This window comes from Vibrio sp. 1401, assembly GCF_033340295.1.
Genome location: NZ_JAWOWF010000008.1, coordinates 57,207 through 72,506 on the forward strand (window position 1 = coordinate 57,207; position 15,300 = coordinate 72,506).

The 15,300-nt window shown below is 44.6% G+C and carries 12 protein-coding genes; 5 read left to right on the forward strand and 7 right to left on the reverse strand.

Annotated elements, in window-relative coordinates; translation table 11 throughout:
* Positions 1 to 6: 6 nt before the first annotated feature.
* The 3 genes from nrfD to nrfB are packed head-to-tail and all read right to left on the reverse strand — an operon-like array spanning position 7 to position 2,265.
* Positions 7 to 978: a cytochrome c nitrite reductase subunit NrfD gene (gene nrfD / locus R7Z77_RS06670; RefSeq protein ID WP_213967806.1), complete on the reverse strand. Its 972-nt coding sequence runs from the start codon at positions 976 to 978 to the stop codon at positions 7 to 9.
* Positions 975 to 1,661: a cytochrome c nitrite reductase Fe-S protein gene (nrfC, locus tag R7Z77_RS06675; protein ID WP_017636123.1), complete on the reverse strand. Its 687-nt coding sequence runs from the start codon at positions 1,659 to 1,661 to the stop codon at positions 975 to 977. The genes nrfD and nrfC overlap by 4 nt, the downstream gene beginning before the upstream one ends.
* 1 nt (position 1,662) lies before the next feature.
* Positions 1,663 to 2,265, reverse strand: coding sequence for a cytochrome c nitrite reductase pentaheme subunit (nrfB, locus tag R7Z77_RS06680; protein ID WP_009706898.1), 603 nt, complete (start codon positions 2,263 to 2,265; stop codon positions 1,663 to 1,665).
* A 450-nt stretch (positions 2,266 to 2,715) separates the two neighbouring features.
* On the opposite strand from nrfB, the gene nrfA reads away from it, so the two are divergent.
* Positions 2,716 to 4,143, forward strand: coding sequence for an ammonia-forming nitrite reductase cytochrome c552 subunit (gene nrfA / locus R7Z77_RS06685; RefSeq protein ID WP_213967807.1), 1,428 nt, complete (start codon positions 2,716 to 2,718; stop codon positions 4,141 to 4,143).
* A 118-nt stretch (positions 4,144 to 4,261) separates the two neighbouring features.
* On the opposite strand, the gene R7Z77_RS06690 is transcribed toward nrfA, so the two are convergent.
* The 3 genes from R7Z77_RS06690 to gyrA all read right to left on the reverse strand — a co-directional run bounded on the left by R7Z77_RS06690 (position 4,262) and on the right by gyrA (position 8,317).
* A complete protein-coding gene (locus tag R7Z77_RS06690) occupies positions 4,262 to 4,816 on the reverse strand; it encodes a hypothetical protein (RefSeq protein WP_054729065.1) in 555 nt (184 codons plus the stop codon).
* Between the two features lie 42 nt (positions 4,817 to 4,858).
* Positions 4,859 to 5,482 (reverse strand): tetratricopeptide repeat protein, encoded by a 624-nt coding sequence (locus tag R7Z77_RS06695; RefSeq protein WP_017636127.1) that lies wholly within the window; start codon positions 5,480 to 5,482, stop codon positions 4,859 to 4,861.
* Between the two features lie 123 nt (positions 5,483 to 5,605).
* On the reverse strand, positions 5,606 to 8,317 hold the full coding sequence (gene gyrA / locus R7Z77_RS06700; protein WP_213967809.1) for a DNA topoisomerase (ATP-hydrolyzing) subunit A: 2,712 nt from the start codon (positions 8,315 to 8,317) through the stop codon (positions 5,606 to 5,608).
* A 475-nt stretch (positions 8,318 to 8,792) separates the two neighbouring features.
* Here gyrA and ubiG point away from each other — a divergent pair, with 475 nt between their 5' ends.
* From ubiG to yfaE, 4 genes are all read left to right on the forward strand, one after another.
* Positions 8,793 to 9,500, forward strand: a complete 708-nt coding sequence (gene ubiG, locus R7Z77_RS06705; RefSeq protein ID WP_017636129.1) for a bifunctional 2-polyprenyl-6-hydroxyphenol methylase/3-demethylubiquinol 3-O-methyltransferase UbiG — start codon at positions 8,793 to 8,795, stop codon at positions 9,498 to 9,500.
* A gap of 501 nt (positions 9,501 to 10,001) precedes the next feature.
* Complete coding sequence (gene nrdA, locus R7Z77_RS06710; RefSeq protein ID WP_005376819.1) at positions 10,002 to 12,284, forward strand: class 1a ribonucleoside-diphosphate reductase subunit alpha; 2,283 nt, start codon at positions 10,002 to 10,004, stop codon at positions 12,282 to 12,284.
* A gap of 83 nt (positions 12,285 to 12,367) precedes the next feature.
* Complete coding sequence (gene nrdB, locus R7Z77_RS06715; protein WP_005376818.1) at positions 12,368 to 13,501, forward strand: class Ia ribonucleoside-diphosphate reductase subunit beta; 1,134 nt, start codon at positions 12,368 to 12,370, stop codon at positions 13,499 to 13,501.
* Entirely contained in the window at positions 13,501 to 13,782 is a 282-nt protein-coding gene (gene yfaE / locus R7Z77_RS06720; RefSeq protein ID WP_005376817.1) for a class I ribonucleotide reductase maintenance protein YfaE, read from the forward strand. Before nrdB ends, yfaE begins: the two co-directional genes overlap by 1 nt.
* A gap of 96 nt (positions 13,783 to 13,878) precedes the next feature.
* Here the strand turns inward: yfaE and R7Z77_RS06725 are convergent, their stop codons facing one another.
* A complete protein-coding gene (locus tag R7Z77_RS06725; RefSeq protein WP_213967810.1) occupies positions 13,879 to 15,111 on the reverse strand; it encodes a CinA family nicotinamide mononucleotide deamidase-related protein in 1,233 nt (410 codons plus the stop codon).
* Between the last annotated feature and the right edge of the window lie 189 nt (positions 15,112 to 15,300).

Sequence of the window (15,300 nt, forward strand, 5' to 3'; positions counted from 1 at the left end):
TCCCCCTTACACTATGGTCATTTGACCGGCATATAGAATGAAAGTACGCAGCATAAGTACGCCAACCAAGCTCAACGTCGTGACCACAAAAACGTAACTGCCTCTGTGGCGCACTTCTGAAGGCGTTAACCAATTGAGAGTCAAAGGCGTTATCATGCCGATGAACACTACGCCAACCCAGAACCATTGAGCCCAGAATCCACTCGAAATAGCATTCCAAGCCGCGACTTCGTTCTGACCACCGCTGAAGATCAGTCCAGTAAAGAATGTCACTAAGACAAACAACTCAAACAACACTACAGGGCGTTCAAATCCGTGCACCCAAGACACACTTGGGCTGCTGGTCGACTCTTTAAACACCAAGATGCCGAACATCAAGCATGCCGCTGCACCCGAGGACAAACTAGAGAACAGGAACAAGATTGGCAGTACTGGATTGTTTAGCATTGGGTAAGTCTTCAATGCAGACAATAGAAAGCCAGTGTACGCTGCAAGCACGATGGCTAAGAAGCCCAAGAACAATTCAATTGCGTTGTTGGCTTTCCCCGCCTTAATCAAAATGCCATCGGCAAAATCCAACAGTTTGCTCGGTAACTTACCCTCACAAAAGCTGATGATTTGATGGCGGAAGATAACGCCAATCCAAACAAACAGCACTAGCATGTACACTTGGAACAAGATCACGCCCATCGACATCACAGACGTTGGGTTGTAGTAGATCATGATCTTCCAAAACTCTAAAGGCTTGGTTAAATGGAAAATCAAAATTGCCAACCCAGCAATGATGCCAAATGGCGCAAGCCAAGCCATAGCTTTCATGATGCCGTTGTTTGCGGGATCACCTTCAATCACTTTGCGTTTTAAATAGATAGAAATCATCACCGCACCTGCTGACATCCCAGCAAGGAATAAGTAAATCGCGATGATCCAATCCCAGACTAACGAGTCAAAGTGGAATGCACTTTCGAAGCCGTTCATGATGACACCTCCCCTTTGCTATGCGGAATTTTGTACAGTTTAGGTTGCGTACCTAAATGCGATTTATCGCGATAGACAACATGGCTTTCGATAGCTTTGCTCACCTCGCTAGTTGGGTCATTCAAATCACCAAAGATGAGTGCTTTTGTTGGGCAAGATTCCACGCAAGCTGGCTGTTTACCTTGCGCTAGGTTGGTATCACGGCAGAAGTTACATTTATCCGCAGAGTGATCGACTGGATTAAAGAAGCGCACTTGGTAAGGGCAAGCGGCAAGGCAATAACCACATCCGACACATTTCTCTTTGTGTACATCCACGATGCCGGTCGCTTCATCTTTGTATGCAGCGCCTGTTGGACAAACGTATACACATGGTGGGTTATCACAGTGCTGACAGGATTCACGAGTAAACTGGTATTCCACATCTGGGAACTCGCCAATCGGTTCACTGCGATGAATTTTAAGTCGCGTTACGCCTTCAGGGACTTTATTTACTTCGCGACAAGCATCAGTACAGGCGGTACAGCCAATACAGGCATTTTCATCATGAACCATACCCATGCGTTTCGCTTGTTCACTGTTGCTGGCATAAAGAGAGGAGCTAACAACGGAAGTGCCTGCAACGCCTGTAGTTAAAATCAACGCGCCGCTGCCGGCTAAAAAGTTTCTTCTTGAACATTTCATGCTATCTCTCCTCTTCTTTGGCAAGTTCAGGTTCGACGGCAAATTCAGAGTGACAATCCACACACTGCTTGATCAGTTGTTTTCTGTCGTACGACAAGGCTTTGGTTTTCGCTGCGTGTACATCGTGGCAATTTGAACAAGTGAGGTTTTTGGCGTGCACATCGTGCGTCCAGTGGCTTTCTCTCAGCTGTGTCGGTGCGTGGCAATCCACACATTGGCTGTTAGCTTTAAGAATCATGCTTGGATCAAGGAACACTTTGTCGTGTACCTCTTTCGATTGCGCGGCAGAAAACTTAATCACATCAGGCGCACCTTCACGATGGTCGGGACCAATGTTGCTATGGCAATTGGTGCAATTAAGTTGCTTCCCTTGGCTGAGTAGAGCTTGCGGGTCATGCGAAAGGTTCAGAGTCTCTTTTGCATCCTTATGACATTGCAGACACTTGTAGTCACGGTCACGGATCAACTCGACTTGATGACGCTCAGCTTGAGCACCTTCAATCGGCTCTGAAGAAGTCGCATGGGCGGCGATGGAGAAACCATAGATGGCAAAGACGAAGAGAAGTTTCAGCATTGTCTCTATGGTCAATTTTATATTGCCCATATTGTTCTTTCCTTAGCTCGATAATAATTGATAACTATTCTCAATTATTTATTTGAGCGACAATTAATTTCCTCTGAAGATATTTTTTAGATCTTCAAATGACATCAATTCTTATTTCGGAAAGCCACAACGCTAAACCTATATTTATAATACCTCTATTATTCATAAGGGGTAGAAACGCCTGCTCAAAAAGCGAACCAAATCACCCTATTTTTAAAAAGGTTAAAAACCCAAAGCATTGCAGAACAATGACTTAACAACTACCACTTTAGAGGTGTACAAATTCAAACATGACTGAGATCACTGGTGTAAATTGATCTAAAACAAGACAAGATTCACTCACTATTTCATCTATCCAATTAAGCAATATTATTAATCGTAGATCTCCAGTTCTTATTTGGAATAGCTCCTCACAACGCTGCTAATAAAAACGAATATGGAGATAACACTGTGAGCATAAAACACTGGATGAGCGCACCTATTGCGGTTGCGACCTTATTCGCCAGCCAATTATTTTTGGTTGACGCTCCGTTAGCGGCAGAAGAGAAGGATTTTATCGATCCTCGTAACGATGTCTTTGAACAGAACCACCCTGATCAATACCATTCTTGGAAAGCAACATCCGAAAGTGAGCACATTGAAGATGCTCTAAGTGAAGACCCAAACATGGTTATCCTGTGGGCAGGTTATGGCTTCGCGAAAGACTACAACAAAGCGCGCGGTCACTTTTACGCACTTGATGATGTTCGCCAAACCTTACGTACCGGCGCACCAACCGACGAGAAGTCCGGGCCTATGCCGATGGCGTGCTGGAGCTGTAAAAGCCCAGACGTTGCTCGCGTGATTGATGAACGTGGTGAAGACGGTTATTTCGAAGGTAAATGGGCACGCTTAGGCTCAGAAATCGTCAACCCTATCGGTTGTTCCGATTGCCACAACACAGGCTCTGAAGCCTTCAAGAAAGACGAACCTGCGCTAGCACTGACTCGCCCATACGTCGAGCGTGCTTTTGATACTATTGGTAAAAACTTTGATGAACAGTCTCGCCTAGATAAGCAAGCATCGGTCTGCGCTCAATGTCACGTTGAATACTACTTCACCGGCCCAACTAAAGCGGTTAAATTCCCATGGGATATGGGCACCACCGTTAATGACATGGAGAAATACTACGACGCGTTGAATTTCAAAGATTGGACGCATGCCGTATCTAAAGCGCCGATGCTAAAAGCGCAACATCCAGGTTTCGAAACTTGGAGAGCGGGTATTCATGGTAAAAACAAAGTGGTGTGTGTGGACTGCCACATGCCTAAAGTGACCAAAGAAGACGGTACGGTGTACACAGACCACAAAGTGGGTAACCCATTTGATCGTTTTGAAGACACCTGTGCGCAATGCCATACCCAAACTAAAGAGCAGCTACAAGGCATCGTCTCGACTCGCAAAGCGCAAGTACTGAACATGAAGCTAACCGCCGAGAAGCAAATCGTAGCGGCACACTTTGAAGCAGGAGCAGCGTGGAAAGCAGGTGCAACAGAAGCAGAGATGGAACCTATCCTACAAGATATTCGCCATGCACAATGGCGTTGGGACTACGCGATTGCTTCTCACGGTGTTCACATGCATGCTCCTGAGGTAGCACTTGAAGTACTAGGTACTGCAGTTGACCGCGCTGCTGACGCCCGTACCAAATTGGTTCGTTTACTGGCAACCAAAGGCATTACTGACCCTGTTCAAATTCCAGATATCTCGACCAAAGCGAAAGCACAACAAGCACTGGGCATGGATATGGATAAGATGAACGCAGACAAGAAACACTTCCTAGAAACAGTAGCGCCAGAGTGGGATAAAGCAGCAGCTGAACGCGAAGCCACGTATTAGTCTAACTGGCAACGGTTAACTTATAGATACAACAAGGGGCGTACTGAACGCCCCTTTTCTTTCTTTATTATCTTTATCTCTTCATCCTGATTCTATCGAGAGACAAAAATCGAATGTACTAGCGACGAGGAAGCCTAGGTCTAGGTTGAATATTTGGACGTGCTTTAGGTATCTGCACATTTGGACGAGCAACTGGACGCTGGATCTTCGTTTCCGGTAATGCTTTTCTTTGTTGAACCTTTTCTTTCACCGCCTTGCCTTGTAAAGTCGCTGGTTCAATATGCTCCGGACGATTCTCCCATTGGGTTCGAATCTCTTGCTTTTGCTCGTCAGGCAGTGATTGCCAATGATCGTCAAGTTGGCGTTTCATGTTATCGATATTGGCGGACATATCGTCGTCTTTCCAATCTTCGATTTTGTCTTTGATGGATTGCTGTTGGTCTTCATCTAAACCATTCCACCACTCTTCCAGTTTCTCTTTGTATTCATCGTCGTTATCGCAACAGCCCGGATAGTAATAAATCCAGTAGTCGTCATGATCGTACCACCACGGGTCGTAGTAACCCGATGAATAATAAACCGTAGAGGAAGAGCCAGAATGATCGGAAGAGCTACAACCCGACAGCACAGAGCCGCACAGCAAAACCAATATGCTTAGTGCTTTATTTTTCATTCGTTGCCCACCTTTCCCTCTATTGCTTGTTAAATTGTACGCTTACAACAGCTCTTTTGCTTTGTTAATAGAGTTAATGATTTGCACCCTATCTAAATTTGGATCATTAGAATCTAATAATAGTACCCAGGCATCAATCGCTTCCTGAAATCGGAATGACAGAAAATGATCATTTGCGATCAAAGACAAAGCGGCTTCATTGTGCGGTTCTATCTGCAAAGCTTGCTCCAAAAGCAAGCTAACTTCTTGCGTCATTGATTGCTGGTGAATGTAGTACAAGGTCGTCGCTTTTGCGGCAAGTTGCGTGGCACTGACTGGCTCAGTCAGTTGGATCGCGTAATCAAAACAAATCAGCGCGCCATCAAATTCCCCCTCTAGCAGGTAGCCCTGCCCGAGTTGGAACCACAATTCAGCGTTGTTCGGATCTTCACGCAACTGGTCTTGAATCTCTTTCATGATGTCACGAGCAGTCATCATTCGTGACATTTCCGCTTGTATTGATTTAGGCGGAGTTTGATGCAGCAATAAGAAACTGGCACTCGTCACGACAAGTACTAACAGGCAAAAGCCAAACCATTGAGCAGGTTTAACTTTTGATGCACTCAGTGATAAGAGTACGATAAACAGCCCCATCAGAGTGATGGCAGCGAAAAACCAAACAGACATAACACGTCCTGTAAACAAAGATAACGTCAGTGTACGCATTTCTTACTTTAAATGCGTTGATACAGATACAAAAAAGCCGAGCAACTAAGGCTCGGCTTTTCATATCAGGATAACGATGTAAGATTACTCTTCGTTACCTTCCTCTGCATCATCAGCAGCTGGAGCGTCTTGCTGCGTATTTTCGTCTGTTGACTCTAACGCTTCTGCATCTTCATCAGCAGGCAGCTCTTCATCATCAACTTCTTCAATACGTTGCAAACCAACAACTGATTCATCTTCCGCAGTACGGATAAGCGTTACACCTTGTGTGTTACGACCAACTTGGCTAACTTCACCCACACGAGTACGTACTAACGTGCCAGCGTCGGTGATCATCATCATTTCATCACCTTCAACAACCTGGATAGCACCAACTACCGGGCCATTTCGCTCAGAAACTTTGATAGAAACTACACCTTGAGTGCCACGACCTTTTGTCGGGTACTCGCTAAGTGCTGTGCGTTTACCATAACCGTTTTCTGTAACCGTTAGGATGTCGCCTTCGTGCGAAGGAACAATAAGTGATACAACTTGGTCATTTTCAGCCAGTTTCATACCACGAACACCAGAGGCGGTACGACCCATAGGACGAACACCTTTAAACTTGATCTCTGGCTGACCATTCTCATCAAGAACTGGTTTACCATTTTCATCAAGTACTGGAATCTCTTCTGCTTCTTTAAAGCGAACCACTTTACCCGCTTTAGAGAACAGCATGATTTCATTTTCGCCGTTAGTGATATCCACACCGATTAACGAATCGTCTTCACGTAGGTTCACAGCGATTAGGCCGTTTGAACGTACGTTTGCAAACTGGTTCAACGGCGTTTTCTTAACCGTACCGTCACCTGTTGCCATGAAGATGAATTTGTCTTCAGAGAATTCATCAACACGTAGAATCGCGGTAATGCGCTCACCTTCTTCGAGTGGAAGGATGTTTACGATTGGCTTACCACGCGCAGTACGGCTCGCTAGAGGCAATTGGTAAACTTTCAGGCGGTATGTTTTACCACGAGTAGAGAAACACAAGATGTTATCGTGGGTATTCGCCACTAGAAGACGCTCGATATGGTCTTCATCTTTCATCTTAGTCGCACTCTTGCCTTTACCACCACGGCGCTGTGACTCGTAGTCGCTCAGTACTTGGTACTTAACGTAACCACCGTGAGATAGAGTAACCACAACGTCTTCACGTGCGATCAGCTCTTCCATGTCAATATCATGGCTCGCAGCTGTGATTTCTGTACGACGAGCGTCACCAAAGCCGTCACGAACCGCTTCAAGTTCTTCACGGATCACTTCCATCAAACGCTCAGTGCTCGCAAGGATATGCATGAGTTCAGCGATTTCTTCTAGAAGTGTTTTGTATTCGCCAAGAATCTTCTCGTGTTCTAGACCTGTTAGTTTATGTAAACGTAGATCTAGGATAGCTTGTGCTTGTTGCTCAGTCAGGAAGTACTGACCATCACGAATACCGTATTCAGGCTCTAGCCATTCAGGGCGCGCAGCATCTGTACCAGCACGCTCTAGCATTGCTGAAACGTTGCCTAAATCCCAACCACGAGCGATAAGACCCGCTTTTGCTTCAGCCGGTGTAGGTGCCTTACGGATAAGCTCAATAATTTCATCAATGTTAGCAAGCGCTAGAGCTAAACCTTCAAGGATATGAGCACGTTCACGCGCTTTACGCAGTTCGAAAATAGTACGGCGTGTCACAACTTCACGACGGTGATCAACAAAGCACTTCAACATATCTTTTAGGTTGAATAGCTGTGGCTGGCCATTGTTTAGGGCCACCATGTTGATACCGAAAGTGGTTTGCAGCTGAGTCTGAGCGTAAAGGTTGTTTAGAACTACTTCGCCCACAGCATCGCGCTTACACTCAATAACAATGCGCATACCGTCTTTATCTGACTCGTCGCGCAGTGCACTGATACCTTCTACTTTCTTATCTTTAACTAGCTCAGCGATCTTTTCGATCAAGCGAGCTTTGTTCACCTGGTAAGGAATTTCAGTGACGATAATGATCTCTTTACCATTCTTCTCCACTTCGATGTCCGCTTTCGAACGCATGTAGATTTTGCCGCGACCTGTTTTGTACGCGTCTACAATGCCTTTACGACCGCTGATAAGCGCCGCCGTTGGGAAATCAGGACCAGGAATGTAATCCATTAGTTCATCAATAGTGATTTCTTCATTATTGATGTATGCAAGACAGCCATCAATCACTTCGCCAAGGTTATGAGGCGGGATGTTGGTTGCCATACCTACTGCGATACCAGAAGCACCGTTAACCAATAGGTTTGGAATTTTAGTTGGAAGAACCGCTGGGATCTGCTCAGTACCGTCGTAGTTTGGTACGTAGTCTACGGTTTCTTTATCTAGGTCAGCCAATAGTTCATGGGCAATTTTTGCCATTCGAACTTCGGTGTAACGCATTGCCGCAGCAGAGTCGCCATCGATCGAGCCAAAGTTACCTTGACCATCGACCAGCATGTAACGAAGCGAGAACGGCTGAGCCATACGTACGATTGTGTCGTACACAGCACTATCACCATGTGGGTGATATTTACCGATTACGTCGCCGACAACACGGGCTGATTTTTTATATGGTTTGTTCCAATCGTTGCCTAGTACGTTCATCGCGAATAAAACGCGGCGGTGTACTGGTTTTAGGCCATCACGCACATCTGGAAGAGCACGACCCACGATGACTGACATCGCATAGTCTAGATATGAACCTCTAAGCTCATCTTCAATGTTTACGGGCGTGATCTCTTTAGCTAAATCGCTCATAGAGCCATTATCCCTCTATTATCTGATCGTAATTACGATACGTGTAAGGTGCAAAAATATAACACACAATTCATCACTTCGGCATCACTTTCCCTCTCCTTTTATCAGGTTGTGAGCTTGGTTATGAATCAAATGTCGAGAATTTGCACACTCATCCCATATCTTTCTGATTAGTGGTTATATTTCGGTCAATATTGAGCAAAATCGGACTCTTTACGCGGAAAAGCGAGGTAAATTCCTTTAACCACACAACGCGAAAATGCAGGTTTTAGAGTTATTGTCACTGGCACTAGTTCAAGGATGAACCAAAAACAATAGCTAGCGCTTTAAAAATTACAGGCACCTGTCTCGATTGCCGCGCCAGTGAACTCTGTCATTGTCCCTTAACTAAGCACATCGAGGTTGTTTGGGTGTAAAACGTTGGAGTATACTGGCGCCCTCTAAAGGACTCAGATTGAATGCAATAAAACCAATTATGACTAAAGCACAAAACGTCGACCCAAGTGAAATTAAGAAATTCGAGGACATGGCTTCTCGATGGTGGGATTTAGAAGGCGAGTTTAAGCCGCTTCATCAAATTAACCCACTTCGTTTGAACTATGTACTTGAAAAAGCAAATGGCTTGTTTGGCAAGCGAACACTTGATGTCGGCTGTGGTGGTGGCATTCTTGCTGAAAGCATGGCAAAAGAAGGCGCTATTGTGACGGGGCTTGATATGGGTAAAGAACCATTAGAAGTCGCGCGACTACATGCATTAGAAACAGGCACTCAACTGACCTACATTCAGAGCACAATAGAAGACCACGCTATAGAAAACGCAGGAACTTACGATGTCGTGACTTGTATGGAGATGCTTGAACACGTTCCAGATCCTCTCTCCGTTATCCGCTCTTGTGCTGCGCTAGTCAAACCCGGTGGTCACGTGTTTTTCTCAACTTTGAACCGAAACATTAAGTCGTACTTATTTGCTATTGTCGGTGCTGAGAAGCTTCTTAAGATTGTTCCTGAAGGCACTCATGAGCACGATAAGTTTATCAAGCCAGCCGAAATGATGAAGATGATAGACCAAACTGACCTGACGGAAATGGGCATTACTGGGCTTCATTACAACCCTCTAAATGACAGCTACAAACTCGGTCGTAATGTAGATGTAAACTACATCGTTCATACTAAAAAATACTGAACGCTATTAAGTTAAAAAATGAGTTTTGTGATTGACATTTTTTAAAGAAAATGAATCGGAAGCGGTAGCACAAAGTTGCCGCTTTTTTTGTCTTTTTATGGCTAAAATTCGTGCTCTAGATTCCATTTTGACCAAGCCATTTTTCGTAGATAAAAACGGCCAAAGATCAAGGAAAATATTTTTGCATGCGGTTATTTCTAAACCGATCTCGAAACCGTACTTTTAACCATTCAAGTCTGCCCTTTTCTCATCGGTTAGTGTTCACTTACTGATTTTTTTCATTTTGTCAGTTATCCACAAGTCATCCCCGATCTGTACCTTGATAAATCAGTGTAATAGCACTATCTTGTAACCCGCAAACAAATGAACCCCTATATGTTGTGTTTAAGCGACAATATATAGATAGACTTTGATCACAAAGCCGCCGCAAGCTTTACTCATATTGCACATAAACAAACAAAAATACGGCTTTTATCAGTTTTCTTAGGGAAATAAAGCAGAATGAACCAACAACTTACCGTCACCAAGCGTGATGGCCGTAAAGAAAGTATCGATCTGGATAAAATCCACCGCGTTATCACTTGGGCTGCAGAAGGTCTAGATAATGTTTCGGTTTCTCAAGTAGAACTTCGCGCTCACATCCAGTTTTACGACGGCATCACAACGACAGATATTCACGAGACAATCATCAAGTCTGCGGCAGACCTGATCTCTGAAGAGACTCCGGATTACCAATACCTAGCTGCTCGCCTAGCGGTATTCCATCTGCGTAAAAAAGCGTATGGCCAATACGAGCCACCAACGCTTTATGATCACGTGTCTCGCCTCGTCGATATGGGTAAGTACGATCAACATATTCTAGAAGACTACACAAAAGCAGAACTCGACGAACTTGATGCGTACCTCGACCATAAACGCGACCTAAATTTCTCATACGCGGCAGTTAAGCAGCTAGAGGGTAAGTACTTCGTACAGAACCGTGTTACGGGCCAAATTTACGAAAGTGCTCAGTTCTTATACATCCTTGTAGCAGCGTGCTTATTTGCGAAATATCCAAAAGCGACACGTCTTGATTACATCAAACGTTTCTACGATGCGACATCGACATTTAAGATTTCTCTACCTACGCCAATTATGTCTGGCGTGCGTACCCCTACTCGCCAGTTCAGCTCATGTGTTCTGATCGAGTGTGGCGACAGTCTTGATTCTATTAACGCAACAGCAAGCTCAATTGTTCGTTACGTATCTCAGCGCGCTGGTATTGGTATCAACGCAGGTCGTATCCGTGCATTAGGCTCAGAGATTCGCGGTGGTGAAGCATTCCACACTGGTTGTATTCCGTTCTACAAGTACTTCCAAACAGCAGTAAAATGTTGTTCACAAGGTGGTGTACGTGGTGGCGCAGCTACTGTGTTCTACCCAATGTGGCACGGTGAAGCACGCTCACTAATGGTACTTAAGAACAACCGTGGTGTTGAAGAAAACCGTGTTCGTCACATGGACTACGGTGTTCAGTTAAACAAACTGATGTACCAACGTTTAGTTGAAGGCGGCAATATTACGCTATTCTCACCATCTGATGTACCTGGTCTGTACGACGCATTCTTCGAAAACCAAGAAGAGTTTGAGCGTCTATACGTGAAGTACGAGAACGATCCTTCAATCAAGAAAGAAACGGTTAAAGCGATTGAAATGTTCACTCTGCTAATGCAAGAGCGTGCATCAACGGGTCGTATCTACATCCAGAACGTGGACCACTGTAATACTCACAGCCCATTTGATTCTGAAGTTGCTCCAGTTCGTCAGTCGAACCTATGTTTAGAAATCGCACTACCAACGAAACCATTAACTAACGTTGAAGATGACTCAGGCGAGATCGCACTGTGTACGCTTTCTGCATTCAACTTAGGTGCTATCAAGTCTCTAGATGATTTCGAAGAGCTATCCGATCTTGTTGTTCGTGCGTTAGATGCACTGCTTGATTACCAAGATTACCCTCTACCAGCGGCATACAAATCGACTATGAACCGTCGTACGCTAGGTGTTGGTGTGATTAACTTTGCTTACTACTTAGCGAAGAATGGCGTGAAATACTCTGACGGTAGCGCGAACGGCCTAACTCACCGTACGTTCGAAGCAATGCAGTACTACCTATTGAAAGCATCTGTAGCACTGGCGAAAGAACAAGGTAAGTGTCCTTCATTCGACGAGACGAACTACGCGAAAGGCTTACTGCCGATTGATACGTATAAGAAAGATATCGATCTAATTTGTGACGAAGCGCTGCACTACGACTGGGACAGCCTACGTAAAGAAATTATGGAGCACGGCCTACGTAACTCAACACTGACTGCACTAATGCCTTCTGAGACTTCTTCTCAGATTTCAAACGCAACTAACGGTATTGAGCCACCACGTGGTTACGTTTCAGTAAAAGCTTCGAAAGACGGTATCCTGAAGCAAGTTGTACCTGAGTTCACAGAACTTAAAGACAGCTATGAACTGCTTTGGAATATCGGTTCGAACGACGGTTATCTACACCTTGTGGGTATTATGCAGAAGTTTGTTGACCAAGCTATCTCTGCTAATACTAACTACGACCCGTCACGTTACGAGACTGGCAAGGTTCCAATGAAGAAACTACTTCAAGACCTGCTAACAGCGTATAAGTTTGGTGTGAAAACGCTTTACTACCACAACACTCGTGATGGCGCGAAAGATGAACAGAAAGACGCTGTTCAACCACAAGATGACGATTGTGCTGGCGGCGGTTGTAAGATTTAATCTTCCCGTACCTAGCGAACCCGTAAAGACAGACTATCGATAACCTCCCCCTTACGGGGAGGTTTAAAAGGAATTGAGGCATTATGGCTTACAGTACTTTTAACCAAAAAAAGAATGACCAATTGAAGGAACCAATGTTCCTAGGTCAATCAGTAAACGTTGCACGTTACGACCAACAAAAGTTTGAGATTTTCGAAAAACTTATCGAGAAACAACTTTCTTTCTTCTGGCGTCCAGAAGAAGTAGACGTATCTAGCGACCGTATCGATTACAACAAACTGCCAGATCACGAGAAGCACATCTTCATCTCTAACTTGAAGTACCAAACGCTTCTTGACTCTATCCAAGGCCGCAGCCCTAACGTGGCACTGCTGCCGCTTGTGTCTCTACCAGAACTAGAGACTTGGATTGAGACTTGGTCTTTCTCTGAAACGATTCACTCTCGTTCTTACACACACATTATTCGTAACATCGTGAACGACCCTGCTGTAGTGTTTGATGATATCGTTGAGAACGAGCACATTCTGAAGCGTGCAAAAGACATCGCGCACTACTACGACGATTTGATTCAAGCGACGAATGATTACCATCGCTACGGTGAAGGTGAGCATGTCCTTAACGGTGAAACGGTTAAGGTTAGTCTGTACGATCTTAAGAAGAAGCTGTACATCTGTCTGATGTCTGTTAACGCATTAGAAGCTATTCGTTTTTACGTAAGTTTCGCATGTTCTTTCGCTTTCGCAGAACGCGAACTAATGGAAGGTAACGCGAAAATCATCAAGCTGATCGCTCGTGACGAAGCACTTCACTTAAATGGCACGCAGCACATGATCAACCTGCTACGTAACGGTCAAGATGACTTCACTTTCATGCAAATCGCAGAAGAGGCAAAACAGGACTGTTTTGACCTATTCAAAGAAGCGGCTGAGCAAGAAAAAGAGTGGGCAGAGTATCTATTCAAAGATGGCTCTATGATCGGTCTAAACAAAGACATCCTAAGCCAATACGTTGAATACATCACAAATATTCGTATGCAAGCGGTAGGTCTACCAGCAGCGTATCCAGAAGCAACAACTAACCCAATTCCATGGATTAACGCTTGGTTGTCTTCAGATAACGTTCAAGTTGCGCCTCAAGAAGCAGAAATCTCTTCTTACCTTGTGGGTCAAATTGACAATGAAGTTCGCGCAGATGACTTCGAAGGATTCGAGCTGTAATGGCAACACTCAAAATCAACAAACTGATCAGCATTGAATCCAACCCTTCCAATACGATTTTGGAAACAATGGAGCAAGCTGGCCTATTACCAGAATACAACTGCCGTGATGGGCACTGCGGCGCCTGTCGCTGCAAATTGGAGTCTGGTGAAGTGGAGTATGTTGGTTTTGCCATGGCTTACACACAAAGTGATGAAATATTACCTTGTATCTGTAAAGCAAAATCAGATTTGTCACTTAGCGGCGTTAACTACGCGATGAAAGAAAAGCAGCGCGCATAACGTTGACTCGACGGTATAAAATGCAAAAGCCAAGGTAATCACCTTGGCTTTTTTGTCTCTGTGTTTTGTCTCTCAGACTACTGTATAGAGCTTTGGTTATAAAGCACTGCTCGGGAGGTGCATCTCTTTAACTTTCTCTAAAAATGCATAATGCGCAAACATCGGTTTACGTTCTAGGTAGCGACGCAACAAGTCTAGTGCTGCCGTGCTGATCACTTTAACTTGATCACTGCGCTGATACTTTTTCGAGAGTTTATATAATGCTCCCCACTCGCCTGACGGTGTCGATAAAGCGACGGAAAAAACACCCTCTTCAATATGGCCAGTAACGAGTGATAAATCCGTCCCACACTTCTCTCGCGTAGCGCCAGCCAGAGCAAACGTCTCTGCTAATGGATCTCCGCTGTTGGCCATCGCTTGAGTCAGGCTCGGTAGTATCCAACCATGCCCTAGTTGCTTTTCAGCGTTTTCATCGCCGTTTAGCCAGTACGTTAAGTATCCTCCGCTACTTTTTTCGGAGGTCGACACCGTTAGTCCTTTATCGACCAACAACTGGCCGACATTTTCAACCATAGGTAAGTCAATACTAACGGTATTACTCTCAAGGTGTTTATTAATTATCTGTACTAGTTTCAAACGCTGTTCAATCTGATCTGAAGGACCAAAAAGTTTCACTTCAATAAAAGGCAAGTAAGAGCGATACCCTAGCTCATAGCCTTGAGGAAGTTTTAGCTGATCTAGCTTATCTGAAATACCGGATTCAGACAGACCAAACGTGTAGATTCGACTACAACATGAACCTTGAACATCGGGAAACACTCTTCTCAGATCGGGAAGAATTTGCGTCTCTGCCATGAGCTTAAATTCACTTGGTACACCCGGTGTGAAATAAAAAATGGCATCATTAATCAGCATTTTGAAACCGCAAGCAGTGCCTATCGGGTTGTCCAATATCTCTGCCGTTTCTGGCAGCATTGCTTGCTTTAAATTACTGTCCGGCATAGGGATGCCACGTCGAGCATACAAACTTTCTAGATGCTGCAACCACTCTTGGAATAGCACCAGTTTACAATCGGCGGCTCTCGCGGCGGCGGCAGCACTCATGTCATCCGTTGTAGGGCCTAAACCACCATTAACAATAACCACATCGTTGTTAAAGCTGAGCATTAAAAACTCTTCAACCAAACTCGATAGGCTATCACCAACCGTTGAGCGCTTTGTTAAGCCAAATCCATGTTGATAAAACAGGCTAGACAACCATGCCGCATTAGTATCAACAATATCACCGTGGAGGACTTCCTCACCAGTACTAAGCATTGCTATTTTCACAACTGACTCCTGAACGTAAGCACAATCCTATTTTCGTTATAGCGCTTATTTTTCTTTTTATTTGGACAAATCTCGCCGAGGTTTGTTGGGACTAAATAAGGGTCAAGTGTTTAAATGATTGATGTTTTGAGGGATAATTACGAGCCCGAACATACACCATTAACTCGGAGACCTTTGTGTCAAAATCAT

Coding starts and splice junctions, on each gene's coding strand:
- nrfD (WP_213967806.1), bottom strand. CDS start 978: ATGAACGGCTTCGAAAGTGCATTCCACTTTGACTCGTTAGTCTGGGAT.
- nrfC (WP_017636123.1), bottom strand. CDS start 1,661: ATGAAATGTTCAAGAAGAAACTTTTTAGCCGGCAGCGGCGCGTTGATT.
- nrfB (WP_009706898.1), bottom strand. CDS start 2,265: ATGGGCAATATAAAATTGACCATAGAGACAATGCTGAAACTTCTCTTC.
- R7Z77_RS06690 (WP_054729065.1), bottom strand. CDS start 4,816: ATGAAAAATAAAGCACTAAGCATATTGGTTTTGCTGTGCGGCTCTGTG.
- R7Z77_RS06695 (WP_017636127.1), bottom strand. CDS start 5,482: ATGTCTGTTTGGTTTTTCGCTGCCATCACTCTGATGGGGCTGTTTATC.
- gyrA (WP_213967809.1), bottom strand. CDS start 8,317: ATGAGCGATTTAGCTAAAGAGATCACGCCCGTAAACATTGAAGATGAG.
- ubiG (WP_017636129.1), top strand. CDS start 8,793: ATGACTAAAGCACAAAACGTCGACCCAAGTGAAATTAAGAAATTCGAG.
- nrdA (WP_005376819.1), top strand. CDS start 10,002: ATGAACCAACAACTTACCGTCACCAAGCGTGATGGCCGTAAAGAAAGT.
- nrdB (WP_005376818.1), top strand. CDS start 12,368: ATGGCTTACAGTACTTTTAACCAAAAAAAGAATGACCAATTGAAGGAA.
- yfaE (WP_005376817.1), top strand. CDS start 13,501: ATGGCAACACTCAAAATCAACAAACTGATCAGCATTGAATCCAACCCT.